Annotated in this window: 19 protein-coding genes; 13 read left to right on the forward strand and 6 right to left on the reverse strand. The window is 60.9% G+C overall.

What is annotated here, in order from left to right; genetic code table 11:
* Window positions 1-29: 29 nt before the first annotated feature.
* The gene (gene hslV / locus HJO_RS04660) at window positions 30-587 is read right to left on the reverse strand and encodes an ATP-dependent protease subunit HslV (RefSeq protein WP_035614540.1); all 558 of its coding nucleotides are present in this window, start codon (window positions 585-587) and stop codon (window positions 30-32) included.
* A 132-nt stretch (window positions 588-719) separates the two neighbouring features.
* On the opposite strand from hslV, the gene pstC reads away from it, so the two are divergent.
* From pstC to phoB, 5 genes are read left to right on the forward strand one after another with little or no spacing between them, the layout of a single operon-like run.
* A complete protein-coding gene (gene pstC, locus HJO_RS04665; protein WP_084141462.1) occupies window positions 720-2,135 on the forward strand; it encodes a phosphate ABC transporter permease subunit PstC in 1,416 nt (471 codons plus the stop codon).
* Complete coding sequence (pstA, locus tag HJO_RS04670) at window positions 2,128-3,708, forward strand: phosphate ABC transporter permease PstA (RefSeq protein WP_035613943.1); 1,581 nt, start codon at window positions 2,128-2,130, stop codon at window positions 3,706-3,708. Before pstC ends, pstA begins: the two co-directional genes overlap by 8 nt.
* Window positions 3,708-4,538 carry a phosphate ABC transporter ATP-binding protein PstB gene (gene pstB, locus HJO_RS04675; RefSeq protein ID WP_035613946.1) on the forward strand — a complete coding sequence of 277 codons (831 nt, stop codon included), beginning with the start codon at window positions 3,708-3,710 and terminating at the stop codon, window positions 4,536-4,538. Before pstA ends, pstB begins: the two co-directional genes overlap by 1 nt.
* A gap of 9 nt (window positions 4,539-4,547) precedes the next feature.
* Window positions 4,548-5,240 (forward strand): phosphate signaling complex protein PhoU, encoded by a 693-nt coding sequence (phoU, locus tag HJO_RS04680; protein ID WP_035613949.1) that lies wholly within the window; start codon window positions 4,548-4,550, stop codon window positions 5,238-5,240.
* Window positions 5,241-5,263: 23 nt separating this feature from the next.
* A complete protein-coding gene (gene phoB / locus HJO_RS04685) occupies window positions 5,264-5,950 on the forward strand; it encodes a phosphate regulon transcriptional regulator PhoB (RefSeq protein WP_035613951.1) in 687 nt (228 codons plus the stop codon).
* Here phoB and HJO_RS04690 read toward each other — a convergent pair.
* The gene (locus HJO_RS04690) at window positions 5,947-6,651 is read right to left on the reverse strand and encodes a dienelactone hydrolase family protein (RefSeq protein WP_035614542.1); all 705 of its coding nucleotides are present in this window, start codon (window positions 6,649-6,651) and stop codon (window positions 5,947-5,949) included. The two genes, phoB and HJO_RS04690, sit on opposite strands and share 4 nt — an antisense overlap.
* 137 nt (window positions 6,652-6,788) lie before the next feature.
* Here HJO_RS04690 and HJO_RS17545 point away from each other — a divergent pair, with 137 nt between their 5' ends.
* On the forward strand, window positions 6,789-7,637 hold the full coding sequence (locus tag HJO_RS17545) for a phasin family protein (protein ID WP_051618195.1): 849 nt from the start codon (window positions 6,789-6,791) through the stop codon (window positions 7,635-7,637).
* Window positions 7,638-7,685: 48 nt separating this feature from the next.
* Here HJO_RS17545 and HJO_RS04700 read toward each other — a convergent pair whose 3' ends face one another.
* Window positions 7,686-8,318: a TetR/AcrR family transcriptional regulator gene (locus HJO_RS04700; RefSeq protein WP_051618197.1), complete on the reverse strand. Its 633-nt coding sequence runs from the start codon at window positions 8,316-8,318 to the stop codon at window positions 7,686-7,688.
* Between the two features lie 157 nt (window positions 8,319-8,475).
* On the opposite strand from HJO_RS04700, the gene HJO_RS04705 reads away from it, so the two are divergent.
* Together HJO_RS04705 and HJO_RS04710 are read left to right on the forward strand one after the other, a co-directional pair.
* Window positions 8,476-10,164, forward strand: coding sequence for an alpha/beta fold hydrolase (locus HJO_RS04705; RefSeq protein WP_035614548.1), 1,689 nt, complete (start codon window positions 8,476-8,478; stop codon window positions 10,162-10,164).
* Window positions 10,165-10,202: 38 nt separating this feature from the next.
* Entirely contained in the window at window positions 10,203-11,045 is an 843-nt protein-coding gene (locus HJO_RS04710) for an alpha/beta fold hydrolase (protein WP_035613953.1), read from the forward strand.
* Here the strand turns inward: HJO_RS04710 and HJO_RS04715 are convergent.
* Window positions 11,042-12,544, reverse strand: coding sequence for an AMP-binding protein (locus HJO_RS04715; RefSeq protein ID WP_051618199.1), 1,503 nt, complete (start codon window positions 12,542-12,544; stop codon window positions 11,042-11,044). The genes HJO_RS04710 and HJO_RS04715 overlap by 4 nt on opposite strands.
* A gap of 226 nt (window positions 12,545-12,770) precedes the next feature.
* Here HJO_RS04715 and lipA point away from each other — a divergent pair, with 226 nt between their 5' ends.
* Together lipA and HJO_RS04725 are read left to right on the forward strand one after the other, a co-directional pair.
* Window positions 12,771-13,742 (forward strand): lipoyl synthase, encoded by a 972-nt coding sequence (gene lipA, locus HJO_RS04720; protein WP_035613956.1) that lies wholly within the window; start codon window positions 12,771-12,773, stop codon window positions 13,740-13,742.
* 1 nt (window position 13,743) lies between these two features.
* Window positions 13,744-14,220 carry a type II toxin-antitoxin system RatA family toxin gene (locus HJO_RS04725; RefSeq protein WP_035613959.1) on the forward strand — a complete coding sequence of 159 codons (477 nt, stop codon included), beginning with the start codon at window positions 13,744-13,746 and terminating at the stop codon, window positions 14,218-14,220.
* On the opposite strand, the gene HJO_RS04730 is transcribed toward HJO_RS04725, so the two are convergent.
* Both HJO_RS04730 and HJO_RS04735 read right to left on the reverse strand, forming a co-directional pair.
* Window positions 14,198-14,689, reverse strand: coding sequence for a CinA family protein (locus HJO_RS04730; RefSeq protein WP_035614555.1), 492 nt, complete (start codon window positions 14,687-14,689; stop codon window positions 14,198-14,200). The genes HJO_RS04725 and HJO_RS04730 overlap by 23 nt on opposite strands.
* Window positions 14,690-14,698: 9 nt before the next feature.
* Window positions 14,699-15,841, reverse strand: a complete 1,143-nt coding sequence (locus HJO_RS04735; protein WP_035613962.1) for a bifunctional 2-C-methyl-D-erythritol 4-phosphate cytidylyltransferase/2-C-methyl-D-erythritol 2,4-cyclodiphosphate synthase — start codon at window positions 15,839-15,841, stop codon at window positions 14,699-14,701.
* Between the two features lie 120 nt (window positions 15,842-15,961).
* Between HJO_RS04735 and HJO_RS04740 the strand changes: the two genes are divergently transcribed.
* Genes HJO_RS04740 through HJO_RS04750 form a run of 3 tightly spaced genes read left to right on the forward strand, consistent with a single transcriptional unit; the run spans window position 15,962 to window position 19,393 of the window.
* Window positions 15,962-16,951, forward strand: a complete 990-nt coding sequence (locus HJO_RS04740) for a tRNA dihydrouridine synthase (RefSeq protein WP_035613965.1) — start codon at window positions 15,962-15,964, stop codon at window positions 16,949-16,951.
* Window positions 16,952-16,983: 32 nt separating this feature from the next.
* On the forward strand, window positions 16,984-18,024 hold the full coding sequence (locus tag HJO_RS04745) for a two-component system sensor histidine kinase NtrB (protein ID WP_241764662.1): 1,041 nt from the start codon (window positions 16,984-16,986) through the stop codon (window positions 18,022-18,024).
* Window positions 18,017-19,393: a sigma-54-dependent Fis family transcriptional regulator gene (locus HJO_RS04750; protein WP_035613968.1), complete on the forward strand. Its 1,377-nt coding sequence runs from the start codon at window positions 18,017-18,019 to the stop codon at window positions 19,391-19,393. The genes HJO_RS04745 and HJO_RS04750 overlap by 8 nt, the downstream gene beginning before the upstream one ends.
* Window positions 19,394-19,490: the final 97 nt, after the last annotated feature.

The raw sequence follows: 19,490 nt of genomic DNA on the forward strand, positions 1-19,490 counted from the left end.
AGGGCCGAAACCGCGCGGACCCGGCGCGGTCAGGTGTCGAGGGTTTCAATCGTGAAATTCGCGTTGGTGTAGACGCAAATGTCGGCCGCAATCTGCATGGCCTTCCGGCCGATCACTTCGGCGGCGTCTTCATAGTCGTACAATGCCCGTGCGGCGGCGAGCGCATAGTTTCCGCCCGACCCCACCGCGACAACTTCGTGTTCCGGTTCAAGCACGTCTCCGGCCCCCGTAATGACCAGCGTCATGTCCTTGTCGGCCACGATCAGGAGGGCCTCCAGTTTCTGGAGGTATTTTTCGGTACGCCAGTCCTTTGCAAGTTCAACAGCGGCACGCTGCAACTGTCCCGGGTGGCGCTCAAGTTTGGCCTCGAGCCGCTCGAACAGAGTAAAGGCATCTGCCGTTGCCCCCGCAAACCCGGCCAATATATCGCCACCGGCGATCCTGCGGACCTTGCGTGCATTACCCTTCATGATGGTTTGGCCCATCGAGACCTGGCCGTCGCTCAACATGGCCAGCTTGCCTGCTTTGCGTACCGCGAGAATGGTCGTCCCGTGCCAGATTGCTTCTGAATTCGTGGATATTGTCATGGTGTCAGATGTGGCCGATCCGCATCGCTGGCGCAAGGTTTCGCAGGCCATATGTCTTGCTTTGGAAAACTGTCACAGAAGTGTCGCGCACCATCATTAAGGGGAGGACACGAACAAGGGGTATGAGACGAGATGGTGCAACAGCTTGGCCACTTGCCCATGGGCTGGTTGATGCTGGCCCTGCTGGCGATGATGGCATCGGGCGCCTTCTTCGTCGGCCGGGTCCAGGCAGAGCGTTTCAGCGCGGCGGGATCCGGGCGTTTCCACTCCCGTCCGAACTATCATGGCTATTATGTCGCAATGTGGACCGTCGTGCCTGCGTTGGTCATGGCGATGGCCTATGGCCTTCTTGGAGACGACATCGTCCGGGCACTCCTGCGCCGTGAACTGCCCGCCAGTTTTTCGGCCATGCCGCCGATCGAACTCAGCGTATATCTCGACTCGATTTCCCGCGCGGCCTCACAGGGCGGTTTCTCGGGCTCAGATCGGATTTTCTCCGCGATCACCAACCGTTTCCTTGAACTGCAGGGCGTGATCAAGACTGTCACCATCGGACTGACGACGCTGTGCGCCGGGTCGGGATTCCTACTCGCCCGTCGCCGGGTCGCGCCGGGCTTTCGTGCCCGCAACAAGGTCGAAGGCGGCATGGAAGCCTTCCTGTTCCTGTGCGCCGCGGTTGCGATTGCGACCACGGTCGGGATCGTGGCGTCGCTCCTCTATGAAAGCCTGAGGTTCTTCGCCCAGGTGCCGATCTGGGATTTCCTTCTCGGCACGCGCTGGAATGCACAGACCAGTGCAGAGTTCGGCGCACTACCCTTGTTCTTCGGCACGTTCATGATTGCGCTGATTGCTATGCTGATTGCCGCACCAGTAGGCCTCTTCGCCGCGATCTATCTTTCCGAATATGCGGGCCCGCGCGTGCGCGGATCAGTCAAGCCTATCCTGGAGGTCCTGGCGGGTATTCCGACTGTTGTGTACGGATTCTTTGCACTCCTGGTCGTTGCCCCGACGATCCGCACCATCGCGGTCTGGATCAATATGACACTCATCAATGCTGGCGTGACGTCGGAACCTTTCCTCGCCGCTCAACCGACGAGTGCCCTGGCCGCCGGGCTGGTCATGGGAATCATGGTCATCCCATTCGTGTCATCCCTGTCGGATGACGTGATCAATGCTGTGCCGCAGACGCTGCGGGACGCGGCCTACGCCATGGGCGCGACGAAATCGGAAACGGTCAAGCATGTTGTCCTGCCTGCCGCGCTGCCGGGCATCATCGCTTCGCTGTTGCTGGCAGTTTCACGCGCCATCGGTGAAACCATGATCGTGGTGATGGCTGCAGGGCAACGGGCCCGGATATCGGCCGACCCGACAGCTGACCTTACCACCATAACGGTCCAGATCGTGGCATTGTTGACCGGCGAGACCGAGTTCGACAGCCCGAAGACCCTTTCGGCCTTTGCATTGGGCCTGGTGCTGTTCGTGATCACACTGATCTTCAACCTCATCGCGTTGCGTGTCGTGCAAAAGTATCGGGAAAAGTATGACTAATCTCAGCGCCGGCCCCTTTCGCAATGAAAAAGCGCTGGCACGCCTGCGCAAGCGGCGCGCCGCAGATACGCGATTCCGCCTGTACGGGCTGTCGGCGATCGGCTTTGCCCTGGCGGCTCTTTCGCTGCTGGTGTTTTCGATCGGCGCCCAGGCCCTTTCAGCCGCGACATACCATGTCGTGAAGTACGATGTGGTGCTTGACGCGGCAGTCATCGCACCGAAAGGCAAGGACACGCCTGACCAGATATCCCGGAATGTCGATGGGTTCTATTCGCTGGTGCGGGAAAACCTGAAGGATACGTTTCCTGACGCGCGTGACGATCGCCGATCATCCAGGGAACTCGGTGAACTCATGACACGCTTGGCCGTGCTGCCCACCGCTCGGAAAGTTGCAGACAATCCGACGCTCATGGGCCAGAAAATCACGATCACGGCGCCGCTCAATGATGACCTGGACCTGTATCTCAAGGGCGCCGCTTCGCCGCAGAAGAAAGTGAAGCTGGGGAAGGTCGTATCCGTCGAGGCCGAAACGGGGAGGACCTATCGGCTGGCCGGCCCCGCCGCTTTCAAGGTGATCGAATCGCTGGTTTCCGCAGAACGGTTTGAAGTCGGCGACGCGGTAGACCGGCAGTCCATCCTGCTTACGACAGGGGCCACGACCGGCAAGATCAGCGACGTGACAACCGACAGCGCAGTCATAGACCTCCTGACCGGCAATGCAGACGACTTCAAGGGCGCGACGCCGGTTGCCCGGTTGATCGGCATCCCGCAATCGGAACGCAACGTGACCGACCAGCAGATTGCCTGGACACTTGCGTTGAAGGACATGGGCCGCATTTCGCGCGTCCCGCACCTGAGCCTGCTGACGCATACAGACAGCACCTATCCTGAACTGGCAGGCGCGCTGGCTGCAATTGTCGGCTCGCTTTTGACGATGTTCGTCACCGCGTTCATCGCCGTTCCGATTGGCATTTTCGCGTCCGTGTACCTTGAGGAGTTCGCGCCTCGTAATCGGGTGACCGAAATCATCGAAGTGAATATCAACAACCTTGCCGCGGTGCCTTCCATTGTCTTCGGCCTGTTGGGCGCCGCCGTCTTCCTGGGCTTTTTCGGGTTGCCGAGATCGGCCCCTCTCGTTGGCGGCCTGGTGCTGGCCCTGCTGACGCTGCCGACGATCATCATCGCATCGCGCGCCGCCCTGAAATCCGTGCCTCCCTCGATTCGGGCTGCGGCACTGGGCGTCGGCGCATCGAAGATGCAGTCGGTCTTCCATCATGTTCTGCCTTTGGCAGGCCCCGGGATATTCACGGGAGCAATTCTCGGAATGGCGCGCGCGCTTGGCGAAACGGCCCCCCTGTTGCTGATCGGGATGGTCGCGTTCGTGGCTGACGTGCCTTCGGGCCCAACCGACGAGGCTACGGCCCTGCCGGTCCTTATCTACAGCTGGTCAACGAACGCCGAGCGGGCGTGGGAGCCGATGACAGCGGCCGTGATCGTGATCCTCCTGATGTTCCTGATTGTCATGAATGGTATAGTCGTGCTGTTGCGACGCCGATTTGAGCGGAGATGGTAATGGAAAGTACAGTGACGAGCGCACCGCCTGCGACGAGTCCAGGCACACAAGCCAACGAGCCTGAACGCCTGACCTTTCCGCGGATCGAATGCCGGGACATCAATGTGTTCTATGGTGACAAGCAGGCGATCTTCGACATCTCCCTTCCGATCCCGGACAGATCGGTCACGGCGCTGATCGGTCCGTCAGGATGCGGAAAATCCACCTTCCTCCGCTGCCTCAACCGGATGAACGACACGATTGAATCGTGCCGTGTCGAAGGCCAGATCATCATGGACGGCGAGAACATAAACGACGCAGCCATCGACCCGGTCCTGCTGCGCTCACGGGTCGGCATGGTCTTCCAGAAGCCGAACCCTTTCCCGAAATCGATTTACGACAACATCTCTTACGGTCCGCGCATTCACGGATTGGCGGCCAGCCGGGAAGATCTTGATGGAATGGTCGAAAAGAGCCTGCGCAGGGCGGGGCTGTGGGAGGAGGTCAAGGACCGTCTCACGGCACCAGCCAACAGCCTGTCCGGTGGCCAGCAGCAGCGCCTTTGCATCGCCCGGGCGATCGCGGTCCAGCCCGAAGTCATCCTGATGGACGAACCCTGCTCGGCACTCGACCCGGTTGCAACGGCGCGGATCGAGGAACTCATAGATGAACTTCGAAAGCGCTATTGCATCGTCATCGTGACCCACTCGATGCAGCAGGCCGCCCGCGTATCGCAACGCACGGCATTCTTCCATCTCGGAATTCTCGTTGAAATGGGCGAGACCGACCAGATTTTCACCAATCCCCGCGAGCGCCGGACGGAGGATTACATCACAGGTAGATTCGGCTAAGGGTTTTCCATGTCAGATCACATCGTATCCGCCTTCACCGACGAGCTGGACAAGCTCGCTGCCGACATCCTTCGGATGGGCGGCATCGTTGAAACAATGATCCTGGACGCCTCTGCTGCGGTCGACGGGAATGACCTGGATCTCGCACGCGAAGTGGTCGCGCGTGATCCGGAAGTCGACCAACTTGAAGCCGAGATCGAGCGCCAGATCGTCAGCCTGATTGCACGGCGGCAACCCATGGCGCACGACCTGCGCGCGGTATTCGCGGCCCTCAAGGTGGTCGGGGAACTCGAACGGATCGGAGACCTCTCGAAGAACATCGCCAAGCGCACGCAGCGTCTCGACAAGATCGTCGGCCCGGCCATGCGCCGCGGTATCGTCCGGATGGCGAGCCCGGTATCGCGCCAGCTGAACATGGTGCTCGACGCCTATGCGACAGGCAACGCCGCCGCAGCGAAAGCCGTGTGGGAAGGCGACGATGACATCGACCAGCACTACAATTCGCTCTTCCGCGAAATGCTGACCTACATGATTGAAGATCCGCGCACGATCGGGGCAGGGGCCCACATGTTGTTCATCGCCAAGAACCTGGAACGGATCGGCGATCACTGCACGAACATTGCCGAATTCGTTTACTTTCAGGCCACCGGCGACAACCTGCTGTCTACCGAGCGGCCCAAGACCCCCCAGATTGACGGCTGAATGCCGCTCGTGAGGAAGACAACATGAAACCATTTGTGCTCATCGCGGAAGACGAAAGTGCCGTCTCCGAGCTGCTCCTCTACAACCTCCAGAAGGAGGATTATGAAGTTGCCATTGCCGCTGACGGCGAAGAGGCGCTGATGATGATCGACGAGCGCGCGCCCGATCTCATCCTGCTGGACTGGATGCTGCCCAAGGTCAGCGGCATCGAAGTGTGCCGGCGCATTCGCAATGGCGGCGCCAATCCCAACGTGCCGATCATCATGCTTACCGCACGTGGTGAGGAAAGCGACCGCATCCGCGGTCTCGATACCGGCGCGGACGATTATGTCACCAAGCCGTTTTCGACCACTGAGTTGATGGCGCGGGTCCGCGCCGTGCTGCGGCGCATCAGGCCCGGCCTGAAGGAAGACAAGATCACGGTCGGGGACATTGTCATCGACCGGGTTGCCCACCGCGTGATGCGCAACGAAGGCGAAATCCATCTCGGTCCTACAGAGTTCCGCCTGCTCGACTATTTCATGCAGCATCCGGGGCGCGTGTTCTCGCGTGAACAACTCCTCGATACGGTCTGGGGCTCTGACGTCTATGTCGAGGCCCGCACCGTCGACGTGCATGTCGGGCGTCTGCGCAAGGCGCTCCGCCAGGGCGGCGGCGAGGATCCCATCCGCACCGTCCGCTCTGCGGGCTATGCCCTGCGCGGCGCCTAGAAGAGTTCCTTCAGGAAAGTCCTGAGCGAAGCAAAGCTGCGGCGGTCTGCATCAGCATTGTAGACTACGCCCATATTGGCATCGTTTGCACCCAGCGTGGTGAATGCATGCATGGATTGTCCGTGGGCGTGCAACTGCCAGTCTGCACCTGCCGCGTCCATTTCCTTCGCGATTGCCAGCACGTCCTGCGGCGTCGCCATCGGGTCCTGCCAACCGTGCTCCATCAGGACCTTGGCGGTGATCTTCGGTGATGGCAGGTTATCTGCTGGCATGAACAAGCCGTGGAACGAGCAAACGCCCAGGATATCCATCCCCGCGCGCGCCATGTCGAGGACACTCAGCCCACCAAAGCAGTATCCGACGGCGGCCGCCTTGCCAGCGTCAATGCCCGGCTGCGCCTTGGCAGCCGCCAGGCCGCCCGCCAGGCGCTTCTGGAGTTCAGCGCGATCGCCAACGAGGGGGTTCATCAGCGCCTGGTTTTCTTCAATTGTCGTGCCGCGCTTGCCCTTGCCGTACACATCCATGGCGAACGCGGCATAGCCGAGTTCATCCGCAATCAGGTGGGCCTTCTGGCGTTCATTCTCGTCGAGACCGGCCCAGGCGTGCGCGATCACGACCACAGGTACGTTCGTCTTGTTCTTCGGCATGACAAGGAAACCCTCATAGGGCTTGCCGTCCACACTGTAATCAACTGTGCTCATCGCGATTTCCTCTCTCTTGCTGGTTTCGATACACGACATTCGACGGCCGGATTCAAGCCTGGCACCGATTAGTATGCGCTTTCTAGACTTTCTCCCTATTCCTGTCCCCATAGAGGCAATCAAACAGGAGAATTCCGATGGCCAAGAACAAGGCGAAAGCCAAAACCAAGACCCGTGCCAAGGCCGAAAAAGTCGGCAAGGCGATCGAAACAAATTCCGCCGACATGGCGCACAAGATCTGGCTTGCTGGCGTTGGCGCCTATGGCCGGGCCTATGACAGCGCGCTCGCCGGTGCGAACGTCCTGAACCACCAGTCTGCCGAAGTCTTCGAAGACCTCGTCAAGCGCGGTGCAGAAATCGAGACCGATGTTCGCGCCCGCCTCAGCGGTGATGACCGCGTCCTCAAGGCTGGCCAGCAAATGGCCAAAGCTGCGGCGACGGCCCGTGGCTTCCAGACTCAGGCCCGCGATCAGTTCGAGGCCCGTATGGAACGCATGCGCGACCTGCTCGGCGTCAAAGGCCTCGGCACCAAGGGCGAGAAGCTCTACAAGAAGCTCGACAAGCTTGAAGACGAAGTGTCCGACCTTACGGCGAAGGCCAAGTCGTTTGCAGGTGACGTGAACCTGAAGGCGCGCCTGGCTCGTCTGACGGCTGAAATCGAAGCTGTCGCCGGGGAGACTGGTACAGAAGTCGCCAAGACAGCCAAGAAAGCTGCGAAAAAGACATCTGCGGCTGTCAAACAGGCCGTCGCTGCCAAGACCGAACCCAAGGCAAAGGCGAAGACTGCCGCCGCTGACGATCTGTCCAAGATCACGGGCGTTGGTCCGGCCATGGTGAAAAAGCTCGCAGCTGAAGGCATCACCACCTACGCGCAAATCGCTGCGCTGAAGAAGGCAGAGATCGCTGCTCTCGATGACAAGATCGTCGCGCGTGGTCGCATCACCCGGAACAACTGGGTGAAGCAGGCGAAAGCCCTGATGAAGTAAGGCTGCCGGAACGTGACGGGTGGCTTCAGAAAGAAGCCGCCCGTTTCCTCAGGCCCCGGTCGACTCGTAGTGAGCGATCATCCGGGTCAGGGCCCCGAACCCGGCCTCACCCATATAGGGAACAATGAGGCACATCACCTGGAACACGGTTTTGTGGATCAGGGCAGGGCCATCGTGAACCGCGTTGCCTATGCTGTCATTGGCGAGCCAGAAAGTGATTGTCATCATGATCTGGTCTGTCAGCGCGGATTGCAGGCGAGGGTCCATGCGCAGGATTTCGTCTCGTGCCAGGTCCCCGAGGACGCGCTCCAGCGTGTTTCGCTTCTCGGACATCAATGCGCGAAAGCGGACAGCAAGGTCGGGATAGCGATCAAGCAGAATCCCGAGGTCGCGATAGAAGAACCGGAAGTCGTAGATTTCCTCAAGGATGATGTAGAGATAGATCCAGTTGTCCTCGATCGACGTGACGCCGCCCTTGGACCCTCTGAGGATCACACGCATTTCGTCCTCGAACTGGTCGTACAAGGCTCGGATGATCGCGTCCTTGCCCTTGAAGTGATAGTAAAGGTTGCCGGGACTGATTTCGAGCGCGTTTGAAATATCGACAGCCGTTTGCTGTGCTTCGCCTTCATCATTGAAGAGAAGCAAGCTGACTTGAAGGATACGATCACGTGTTTTCATGTTCCGACTTGCAGTTTGACACGCAATTATCACTATGGAACGAATTTTGTTTCAAAGTTTGAACGTCTGTCTTTCCGGAATGGAAAGAGAATATAGTTAAGCCGGCACCGTGGATCCTTCTGTTTGCGGAAGACCGGCACACAAAGGGATGATCGAAATGCCTACACCCCAAGAAGAGATTGCGCAGAACGCCGCTCAGAATACGACCGCCCTGAATCCCTTGCTCGGGGGGATCAATCGGCAGGAACTGGTAGGCGCCGTGGCGATGATGCTCCGGTCGACGATGACCAATCCCGTCACGACCGCCAAGACGGCCGGCAAGATCACTGCCGAGAATGCGAAAATCCTGCTCGGCAAGAGCGATCGGGAGGCTGACCGCAAGGATCGGCGTTTCAAGGATCCCGCCTGGCAGCACAATCCCTTCTACAAGCGCGGCATGCAGGCCTATCTGGCGACGCAGGACCACCTCAATGACTGGGTCAGCGAGCTCAAGATGACCGAGTTGGAGCACGCCCGGGCAAAATTCGTGATGGGCATGATTACCGACGCGCTCGCGCCCACCAACACTTTGCTCGGCAATCCCGCCGCGACGAAACGGCTTGTCGACTCCGGTGGCATGTCCCTCCTCAAGGGGCTGCAAAATCTCTACACAGACATCACCAAGAATGGTGGCATGCCATCCCAGGTCGACAAGCGCCCGTTCAAGGTCGGCGAAAACCTCGCGACATCCAAGGGGGCGGTCGTCTGGAAGAACGAGCTGCTGGAACTCATCCAGTACGCACCGATCACAGAAAAGGTGCACAAGACACCGATCCTGATCATTCCGCCGCAAATCAACAAGTTCTACGCAAACGACCTGACGCCGATGACCTCGATCATCCAGTTCCTCCTGGCGATGGAACTGCAGCCCTTCATCGTTTCCTGGCGCAATCCGACGCGAGAGAACGCGGAATGGGGCCTGTCTGATTATGTCGACAGCCTTGTCCAGGCGAGCGAGGTGATCCGGAAGATCACCAAGTCGTCGAAAATCAACGTCGGTGGCGCCTGCTCCGGCGGCATCACGACCGCGACGTTCGCCAGCCTCCTCGCCGCCGCCGATGACAAGCGCATCAATTCCCTGACATTCATGGTTTGCGTTCTCAATCCAGAGCGTGACGACAGCGACCTTGGCCAGATTGTCTCGGACGGCAGCCTCGAAATTGCCCGCAAGTATTCGCGCCGGAAAGGCATCCTGAAAGGCGACGATCTCGCCCGGATGTTTGCCTGGATGCGCCCGAACGACCTGATCTGGAACTATGTCGTCAACAACTATCTGATGGGCGAAGATCCGCCTCCCTACGACGTCTTGTTCTGGAATAATGACACGACCAACCTGCCGGCCCAGCTGCACTCCGACTATCTTGACCTCGGAATGACACAGCCATTTGCCAATCCCGGCACAGTCGAGGTTGCCGGCCACATGGCAGACCTGACAAAGGTCACGTGTGACGCGTTTGTCGTGGCCGGGCTGACCGACCACATCACGCCGTGGAAGGCCTGCTACCGCACGCCGGCACTGCTGGGATCCAAGAATGTCGAGTTTGTCCTGTCGTCCAGTGGCCATCTCCAGTCGCTGATCAATCCGCCCGGAAACCCCAAGGCCAAGTATTTCCGCAGCTCCGACATCAAGCCGACTGCAGATGAATGGGCCGCGACAGCCGAAGAACAAGCCGGATCCTGGTGGCCGCGCTGGGGCGAATGGCTCAAAGAGCGTTCCGGTGCACTGAAGGCTGCGCCGAAAGCTTGCGGCACCGAGGCATTCCCCCCACTTTATCCGGCACCAGGCCGATATGTGTTCGACGAATAGGGCAGTCCCGTCCTCCCTGAATCGCAAGGAAATGTTCAATGGCTGCAACTGAGCCGCGCCCAAGGATCACCATGCAGGACGTCGAAGGCGTTCAGCTGCGCACCGCGTTCTGGCCGGCAAAGGTCGACGCGGGCAATCGCGCGCTGCTGTTCTTCAACGGCATCGGCGCAAATCTCGAGCTGACGAACGCGCTCGGCGACATGTTTCCTGACCGCGACATCATCACGTTCGATGTGCCCGGTGTCGGCAAGAGCCCGGTGACGCAATGGCCTTATCGGCCATGGATGCTCGCCCGCTGGGCCCGCAAGCTGCTCGACCAGTTCCACATCGACGAGGTTGATGTGATGGGTGTTTCGTGGGGCGGGGCCCTGGCCCAGCAATTCGCCTTCCAGTACCGCAACCGCGTCGGAAAGCTGATCCTGTGTGCCACCACGGCCGGCATGACGATGATCCCGGGCAAGCCGGCATCTCTGTCGAAAATGGTCGATGCCCGCCGGTACACTGATCCGAACTACATGCGCGACAATTTCGCGACGCTCTATGGCGACGAGGCGGACGCCCAGGCTGGCAACCATATCGACAACCTGATGGCGCCGGACCCGAAAGGCTATGTCTACCAGCTGCTGGCCTTCCTGGGCTGGTCGAGCCTGCCGTTCATCCGCTTTCTCAAGATGCCGACCCTGGTCATGATGGGTGACAAGGATTCCATCGTCCCGCTCGCCAACGGGCGCATCCTCAAGGTCGCATTGCCGAATTCACGCCTGCATGTCGTCGAGGGCGGCGGGCACCTCTTCCTGGTCACCCGCGCTGCAGAGACGGCCGCTGTCATCAAGGCCTTCCTCAACGAACCGGTTGAAGCCGAAGCTCGCGCGGCCGCCTAGATCGCCATCAGGTCTTCGGCCTGCTTCTGGACGGCGGCATAGTCGATCTTGCCAGTGCCGAGCACGGCGATGGCGGCGACATGGAACACACGCCGCGGCACGGCCAGCTCCGGCACACCGTGATTCTGCGCCCAGGCGAGAATGTCCTCACGGTTGCAGGCATCGGTATCGCTTAACAGGATGACCTGTTCACCCTTGCGCGGGTCCGGCAGCGTCACCGCCGCGTGCAGGTTGTCCGGCCATACCGCGCTCGCACAATTCTCCACCACCGCCAGCGAAACCATCTCGCCGCCAATCTTGGCGAACCGCTTCACCCGGCCCATGATCCGAATGAATCCCTCATCATCGATCGCAACGATGTCGCCGGTATCGTGCCATCCGCCCTCGGGCCGCTCGAGCACGCCGGGCCGGGAAGGCCGCAGGTATCCCAGCATGATGTTCGGCCCGCGAATTTGCAGCTTTCCGCCTTCGGGAATGCCGTCAACCGGGATCAGCTTTGACTCCATGTCCGACATCAGCAGGCCGACCGTTCCTGGCTTGTTGCGCTCCCACTGGTTTGCCGCGACCACGGGCGACGCTTCAGTCGCGCCATAGCCTTCAAGGATTTCAATCTCGAACTTGCGGCGCACCAGCGCCCGTGTCTCGTCCTTCACGCGCTCTGCGCCACACACGGCAAGCCGTACGGAGTCCATATCGCCTTCCGCGCCGGTCCGCGCGTACTGGGAAATGAACGTATCCGTCGCGAGCAATATGGTCGATCCGGTACTGCGTATACGTTTCACGATCTCGCGCGGCTGCAGCGGCGTCGGATGGAACATCACCTGGATGCCCGCGACCAGAGGCAGAATCGCCCCGACCGTCAGCCCGAAACAATGGAAGGTCGGCAGCGGATTGAACAATCTGTCCGTATCCGGGCTCAGGCCGATATGCGCCCGCACCTGCTCGACATTCGCCATCACGTTTTCATGGCTGAGAACGACACCCTTGGGCTCGCCTTCGGTGCCGGACGTGAAAAGGACCACCGCGGGCGATTTGTAGCGCGCCTGTTTCCGGAACAGCCCCGGCATGACGGGGCCGAGCGCGGCCGCGATCTTGTTGCCGACAGTCAGGCTTTCGCGGACGTCCTCAAGGTAGACGATTTCGACAACCCGCCCGAGTTCCTCGATCAGGGTCTCCAGGCCGCCCAGTTCCACGAACTTCCGGGCGGTGACGATCCGCTTTACTTCAGCCGCTTCCATCGCGGCCTTGAGGTTCCGCGAGCCTGCGGTGAAGTTCAGCATCGCCGGAACACGCCCAAAAGCGCTGATGGCATAAAACGCGATCACGGCGCCGGCGCCGGTTGGCAGCATCACACCGACCGCTTCGCCGGCTTTCGTGCCCTTCTTGAGGGCAGACCCCAGGCCGAAGGATGCCCGGATGATTTCCTTGTAAGTCAGCTCCCGCTCATCGCCATCGACGACAATCACCTTGTTCGCACCAAATTCCCGTTTGGCGCGCATGAGGGCCGCAAAAAGGTCTGTTCGGGTGCGTGATGGGCGGTAGGGGATAGGGGATGGTATTGCGACGTTAATCATCAAGGGCCCTTGTGACGGCGAAGCCTCCGCTTCAAATCTTGTAACATTTTGTCACGTACGGGCCCCGGCGCAACACTTATTGCAAGTTTGCATATGCACTCTGCACTGCATTCTCCTTGATGAATCAGCAGCGGACGTCCATCTTCCCGGAATGACAACGATCATCGACCTCAGCCCATCGGGCCGCAAGCATCGCCACCCGGAAAAGCAGGCGCGTCCGGATACTCCCCTCATGCGCAAGCCGGACTGGATCCGCGTGAAGGCGCCGACATCGGCTGGTTATGCCGAAACGCGGGAAATCGTGAAATCGAAAGGCCTGATCACCGTGTGTGAGGAGGCCGGATGCCCGAATATCGGCGAATGCTGGGAGAAGAAGCACGCGACCATGATGATTCTGGGCGACGTGTGCACACGGGCCTGCTCCTTCTGCAACGTGTCCACCGGCAAGCCGATGGCAGGAGTCGACGCCGACGAACCCCGGCGCGTCGGTGACGCTGTCGCCGAAATGGGGCTTGAGCACGTCGTCATCACCTCCGTTGACCGCGACGACCTGGAAGACGGCGGCGCAATGCATTTTGTTCAGGTCATCGCCGCAATCCGGGCCGCATCGCCCGGCACCACGGTCGAGATCCTGACTCCCGACTTCCTGCGCAAGGACGGCTGGGAAAACCACGTGATCGACGCCCGCCCGGACGTGTTCAACCACAATCTCGAAACCGTGCCGCGCCTCTACCACAGCATTCGTCCCGGTGCCCGCTACTTCCACTCCCTGCGCCTGCTGCAAAAGGTCAAGGATCGTGACCCCTCGCAGTTCACCAAATCCGGCCTGATGGTTGGTCTCGGCGAAACCAAGGAAGAGGTTTTGCAGGTGATGGACGACATGCGCTCGGCCGACGTCGATTTCCTGACCATCGGCCAATACCTGCAGCCCACGCGAAAGCATGCGGCGATCGACCGTTTCGTCACGCCTGAAGAGTTCAAGGCGCTGGAAGAAATCGCGCGCGCCAAGGGGTTCCTCATGGTGTCCGCCACGCCTTTGACGCGCTCCAGTTACCATGCCGGCGAAGACTTCGCCCAGATGCGTGCAGCGCGCGAAGCCAAGCTAGCGGCCCTCTCGGCTTAGCATGCCTCGCTTTTCGAAATCGATGCGCGTGCCTTACTCGCCCGCGCAGGCATTCGATCTTGTCTCCGACATTGCCAGTTATCCGGACTTCATAAAATGGATAACGGCGATGCGGGTGTCGGGGGAGCAAGTTGACGAATCCGGCGTCCGCCACATGCGCGGCGATGCAGTTGTCGGTTTCAAGGGATTTGTAGAGCGTTTTTCGACCGCCGTGTCAGCCGACAGGGAGCAGGGTACGGTTGTCGCGTCGCTGATACAGGGGCCGTTCCGGAGGCTGAAGGCACAATGGCGCATCGAACCCCGCGCCCAGGGCGGCGCGGATATCGCGCTGGAAATAGACTATGAATTCAAGAATGTACTGATTGCCGTGCTTGCCGCGGCCAACCATGACACGGCCGTCAATCGCATCATGTCTGCTTTCCTTGATGAGGCGAAACGGCGTTACGCGGTCACGCCTAGCGCATCTGCACCTGAATGAGGCCGAGCGCAGATTCCACTGCTGCCATCCGCACTTCAGACCGGCCGATCTCGCCCACCTGGATCATTTCGTGAACCACCGCCCGGTTCTCTCTGGCACACGCGACATGAACCGTACCGACCGGCTTCATCCGCGTCCCCCCACCCGGCCCGGCAACGCCCGTGATAGCCACGGCAATGTTGGCGCGGCTGGCTTCCAGCGCCCCCTCAGCCATCATCCGCGCCACGGGCTCTGACACGGCACCATAATCGGCGAGAACGTCGCCGGCGATGCCAAGGATCTCTTCCTTCGAGCGATTGGAATAAGTCACGAACCCGCGCTCGAAGACCGTCGATGAGCCGGGAATGTCGGTGAACAGGGCGGCGAGCAGGCCGCCGGTACAACTTTCGGCCGTGCATATCCTGAGACGCGCGCGTTCGGCATCGTCAAGGATCAGCATTGCGAGATTTCGGATACGATCTGGAAACATCATTGCAGCCTAGCGCGGCCCGGGTTTCGGCACCAGCACCGCAATTGCTTCTGCGGCAATACCTTCACGTCGGCCAGTAAATCCCAGGCCTTCCGTTGTCGTGGCCTTCACGCTTACGGCCGTCAGCGGCAGGCTCAGCAGGGCGGCAGTCCGCGCTCGCATGGCCTCTCGGTGAGGCTTCACCTTGGGACTCTCGCAGATGATCGTGATGTCGCAACTCGTCAGCACATACCCTTCGGCTTCTGCCAGCCTCACGGCCTCGGCAAGGAATACGGCGCTGTCAGCGTCCTTCCATCGCCCGTCCGATGGCGGGAAATGGTCGCCGATATCTCCCAGGGCAACCGCACCGAAGATCGCGTCCGTCAGGGCATGCCATCCCGCATCCGCATCCGAATGCCCTTTCAGCTGCGCAGTGTGCGCAATCTGGACACCGCAGAGGGTGACATGGTCGCCAGGCTCGAACGCATGAACGTCGAAACCCTTGCCGACACGTGGCACGGATGCCGCCGGGGTCATCAGCCGTGCAACCATTTCGAAATCCTCCGGATAGGTGATCTTGTGGAGCAGGGGGTCACCGGGAATCAGCTTGATACGGCCACCTGCCGCCTCCATCGCGGCAAGATCGTCGACCAGGTCGTCGCCCGCAGCCGCCAGCGCATCCCGGATTGCACCCAGCCTGAACGCCTGCGGGGTCTGGACCCGGAACAGGCCATCCCGGGCCACGGTGACAGTGGTTTCGCCCTTCACCATCTTGAGCGCGTCGGGCACCGGCAGGGCTGGTGCGACACCGTCCGCGTCCGCCAGGGCTTCGAGCAGGGCCGTGATCATTGCCTGGCTGATGCCGGGCCGGGCTGCGTCGTGGATCAGGACCGGGCTAAGCGCGCCTGAATCGATGCCGGCCAGGCCGTTCCGCACCGACTGGGTCCGGCTGTCCCCGCCATCCACCCGCTTCACACCCATGCCGCCCCCATGGGGCATCACCGCTTCGTCCCCCACAACCACCACCTGACCAATGCCGGGGTGTGTCAAAAGAGCCTCAATTGACCAGTCGATGATGCGGCGACCCAACAGGGTTTCCAGCTGCTTCGGGCTGGCGCGGCCGCTGCGTTTCCCACGCCCGCCCGCAACAATGACTGCAGTTGCCAATTCCATGTCCAGCCTTGTAAGCGGGGCCGCGAAGTCTGGCCATAGGCTTTCGGAGCCATGCCTTTTTGTGCAAGTGCGCGTCTTTTGTGCACTTGCGAAGCGATCAAAAGTCAGAACAATAGAGATATGACTGTTTTTGAGGCACCCAAAGTCTGGCTCGCGCCCATGTCCGGCGCGACCGACGCCCCCATGAGACGCCAGGCCGTACGCTTCGGCGCGCCAGCTGTCGTGTCCGAGATGGTCGCCTCGGAGTCCCTTGCTGCTGAGCGCCCGGATGTCGTGCGGCGCACCTGCCGGCACGATGGGGCAGGATACTGGATCGTCCAGCTGGCTGCCCGGCGCCCAACCGACATGCTCGCCGGAGCGCACCTGATGCGGGACGCCGGCGTCGACGTGATTGACATCAACATGGGCTGTCCATCGAAGCAGGTGACCGGCGGTCAGTCAGGCTCGGCGCTGATGCAGGATATTCCGTTGGCCACACAGATCATCGAAGCAGCGCTTGAGGGCGCTGGAGCGACGCCTGTGACCCTCAAGATGCGGCTCGGCTGGGATGAGCAGAGCCACAACGCACCGGAGCTCGCACGCGTCGCTGAATCACTGGGCGTCAAGATGATAACGGTGCACGGTCGCACCCGCTGCCAATTCTACAAGGGCGCAGCCGACTGGGCGGCCGTGCGGGCCACCGTTGATGCCGTCTCGGTTCCGGTCATCGTCAATGGCGACATCACCAGTTCCGAAGACGCGCACGCAGCACTTGCTGCGTCAGGCGCGCATGGCGTGATGGTCGGTCGCGCCGCGATGGGGCGCCCATGGATCGCCGGAGAGGTCGCCGCGAGCCTGGCAGGCCAGGCATACGAGCAACCTGATCTCGCCACCCAGGCCGACAGCCTCGAAGCGCAGGTCCGGGATTCAGTCGCTCTTTATGGTTCGTCATTGGGCGTCCGGATCGTTCGCAAGCACGTGTCAGCGGCCATCGACACAGCTGCCCTGCCTCTCGACGATTCCCACCGCCGCCAGTTGCGCGCCCAGCTGTGCCGGATCACGGATCCAGACGAATTGATACGGGCGCTCAACACGACATTCCTCAAACCCCAATTGTTCGAGGCGGCATGACGATGACTTCCTTGACCGCCTTGAGACCTTCCATGCTAGGTGATCTGTCCCCTGTGGCGCTTGTGCTGATTGATGCGCGCCGGCGCATTCTCGAAGCGAACCCGGCTGCCGAATCCCTGCTGAAAATGTCGCGCCGGGCGCTTGCAGGGCGGCCGATGAGCGAAGTCATCTACCATGACTCACCTATCTTCGAACTGATCGACCGGGCAGATCGACAATCGGGGGACATCATGGCGCCGGGTACGCCGATTGCCGGCCCGGGCATGCATAATGGCATCATTTGCGACATCCGGATCAGGAGCGCCGACGATGGCACGTTCGTATTGGCGCTTGCCGAGACGCCGTCCCGCGAATCCAGCGATTCTGTCGCTGGTGCCGCCGGCTTTGGCCGGATCCTGGGGCACGAGGTCAAGAACCCGCTGGCGGGAATCATCGGGGCGGCACAACTCCTCGAACGTCAGGGCCAGGCGGACCAGAGTGAGTTGCTCGACATCATTAAGGACGAGGCCCGCCGCATTGAGCGCCTGGTGAACCGGTTGTCCGCGTTCGAACTGTTCTCCGCACCGCGCATGCAGGCCTTCAATATCCACGCCCTGCTGGACAAGATCATTGCTGCGGAGCGCGCGGCGATCGGCGCCAATGTCTCCTTCAACCGTGAATTCGACCCGTCACTGCCAGATGTTATCGGCGACGCCGATCACCTCCAGCAGGCCTTCCAGAATATCGTGCGCAATGCGGCTGAAGCGGCGATCGACAACGGGTCACATGGCTCGGTCACCATCAGGACGTCCTATGCGGCCGGTCTCTCCATGAAGCAGGCGCGCCGCGGCGCCGGCCTGCGCAAAGCGATGATGGTGTCGATCGAGGACGATGGTCAGGGCATTTCGAGAGAGCGCCAGGCGACGATCTTCGACGTATTCCAGAGTTCCAAATCAGGAGCACGAGGGCTGGGTTTGTCCATCGTTAGCGAAGTTGTCGCCGCTCATGGCGGGCAAATCAGAGTGGACAGCGAGCCGGGCGCGACCCGGTTCACAGTATTACTGCCCTTGGGCGATGGAGTAGATCATGGCTGAAAAAACCGTCTTGTTGGCGGAGGATGATGCGAGCATCAGGCTCATCGTGAACCAAACGCTGGTTGCGGCAGGCTATGACGTTCGCGCCACGAGTTCGACCGACGCGCTGGAGCGATGGGTACGCAATGGCGAAGGCGACGTCGTCGTGACGGATGTCTATCTTGGTGACGTCTCGATTTTCGACCTCTTGCCGTCCATGAAGCTTGCCCGCCCGGACCTGCCCTTCATTGTCATGAGCGGCCAGAATACGATCCTGACCGCCGCGTCAGCGGCGGAGCATGGCGCGTTTGATTACCTGCCCAAGCCGTTCGACATAGACGTGCTCTCCAGCCTGGTGCAGCGGGCTCTCAAGACGTCGCCAAAGACATCGAGCCGCTCGATCAATCCCGAGGCCCAGAAGGCCATCAGCGACGCAGGCCTGCCCCTGATCGGCCGGTCGGATGCCATGCAGGAAGTCTACCGCATCATCGCCAAGGTCATGAATACCGAACTGACGGTCCTGATCGAGGGCGAGAGCGGCACCGGCAAGGAACTGGCGGCTCGCGCGGTCCATCAACTGGGGGCCGCGAAAGCGGGGAAATTCGTGGCGCTGGATCTCGCAGCTCTGCCGGCAAGCGAAATCAACCGCGAACTGTTCGGGCTCGATGGCGAGGGCGGCGCGGTTCACCTCCAGGGCGGCACGCTCTATCTCGACGAGATCGGTGACCTTCCGGCGGAAGCGCAAACGCAGCTGGTCAAATTGTTGCGGGATTCAAGCGGTGCGCGCCTGATCGCATCCACGCGGCGCAACCTTGGTCGGCTTGTGGAAGAGGGGAAGTTCCGCGAAGACCTGTACTATCGGCTGAACGTCGTGCGCCTGACGATGCCACCCTTGCGCCTGCGGAAGGAAGACATTCCGGAATTGGCGCGCGCCTTCCTGATCCGGGCGCAGCGCCAGGGCCTGTCCGCCAAGACGCTCGACAAGTCCGCACTTGATCTTCTCACGGCCTATGACTGGCCCGGCAACGTGCGGGAGCTTGAGAACCTGATCTTGCGCCTCGCGGTGCTCAGCCCGGACGAAGCCATAACGCTGCGTGACGTGGAACGGGAACTGCGCGCGGGCGCCCGTGAACAGAAGGGGGCGAGCGCCGGGTTCGAAAAAGACGTCGAAACGCTCTTGCACCGCTATGTCATGGGCGACCTGATCGCCGGCAGCGATTCAGAGGATTCTGCAGTGTATTCCCGGGTAATTGACCAGGTCGAACGCCCCCTCATCCGACTGGCCTTGTCGGTGACGTCCGGCAACAAAGTGAAGGCTGCCCAGCTTCTCGGGATGAATCGCAACACACTGCGCGCCAAGATCAATGCCCTTGGAATCGCAGAAGACTGATTGACGGCAGGCGAAACTGTGCTTTTAGTGCACCACTGTTGCTGTACCGACACGAAAGCGTGTCGTAAATGCAACGGGCCGGGGTGGCCGTTACAGA

The organism is Hyphomonas johnsonii MHS-2 (genome assembly GCF_000685275.1).
Taxonomy (GTDB): domain Bacteria; phylum Pseudomonadota; class Alphaproteobacteria; order Caulobacterales; family Hyphomonadaceae; genus Hyphomonas; species Hyphomonas johnsonii.

Bases quoted from the DNA above. Each gene is read 5' to 3' on its own strand.
- HJO_RS04740 (WP_035613965.1), top strand. From the start codon at position 15,962: ATGACTGTTTTTGAGGCACCCAAAGTCTGGCTCGCGCCCATGTCCGGC.
- HJO_RS04730 (WP_035614555.1), bottom strand. From the start codon at position 14,689: ATGTTTCCAGATCGTATCCGAAATCTCGCAATGCTGATCCTTGACGAT.
- HJO_RS04705 (WP_035614548.1), top strand. From the start codon at position 8,476: ATGCCTACACCCCAAGAAGAGATTGCGCAGAACGCCGCTCAGAATACG.
- phoU (WP_035613949.1), top strand. From the start codon at position 4,548: ATGTCAGATCACATCGTATCCGCCTTCACCGACGAGCTGGACAAGCTC.
- pstC (WP_084141462.1), top strand. From the start codon at position 720: ATGGTGCAACAGCTTGGCCACTTGCCCATGGGCTGGTTGATGCTGGCC.
- HJO_RS04710 (WP_035613953.1), top strand. From the start codon at position 10,203: ATGGCTGCAACTGAGCCGCGCCCAAGGATCACCATGCAGGACGTCGAA.
- HJO_RS04745 (WP_241764662.1), top strand. From the start codon at position 16,984: ATGCTAGGTGATCTGTCCCCTGTGGCGCTTGTGCTGATTGATGCGCGC.
- phoB (WP_035613951.1), top strand. From the start codon at position 5,264: ATGAAACCATTTGTGCTCATCGCGGAAGACGAAAGTGCCGTCTCCGAG.
- lipA (WP_035613956.1), top strand. From the start codon at position 12,771: ATGACAACGATCATCGACCTCAGCCCATCGGGCCGCAAGCATCGCCAC.
- hslV (WP_035614540.1), bottom strand. From the start codon at position 587: ATGACAATATCCACGAATTCAGAAGCAATCTGGCACGGGACGACCATT.
- HJO_RS04750 (WP_035613968.1), top strand. From the start codon at position 18,017: ATGGCTGAAAAAACCGTCTTGTTGGCGGAGGATGATGCGAGCATCAGG.
- HJO_RS17545 (WP_051618195.1), top strand. From the start codon at position 6,789: ATGGCCAAGAACAAGGCGAAAGCCAAAACCAAGACCCGTGCCAAGGCC.
- pstA (WP_035613943.1), top strand. From the start codon at position 2,128: ATGACTAATCTCAGCGCCGGCCCCTTTCGCAATGAAAAAGCGCTGGCA.
- HJO_RS04700 (WP_051618197.1), bottom strand. From the start codon at position 8,318: ATGAAAACACGTGATCGTATCCTTCAAGTCAGCTTGCTTCTCTTCAAT.
- HJO_RS04690 (WP_035614542.1), bottom strand. From the start codon at position 6,651: ATGAGCACAGTTGATTACAGTGTGGACGGCAAGCCCTATGAGGGTTTC.
- HJO_RS04735 (WP_035613962.1), bottom strand. From the start codon at position 15,841: ATGGAATTGGCAACTGCAGTCATTGTTGCGGGCGGGCGTGGGAAACGC.
- HJO_RS04725 (WP_035613959.1), top strand. From the start codon at position 13,744: ATGCCTCGCTTTTCGAAATCGATGCGCGTGCCTTACTCGCCCGCGCAG.
- pstB (WP_035613946.1), top strand. From the start codon at position 3,708: ATGGAAAGTACAGTGACGAGCGCACCGCCTGCGACGAGTCCAGGCACA.
- HJO_RS04715 (WP_051618199.1), bottom strand. From the start codon at position 12,544: ATGCGCGCCAAACGGGAATTTGGTGCGAACAAGGTGATTGTCGTCGAT.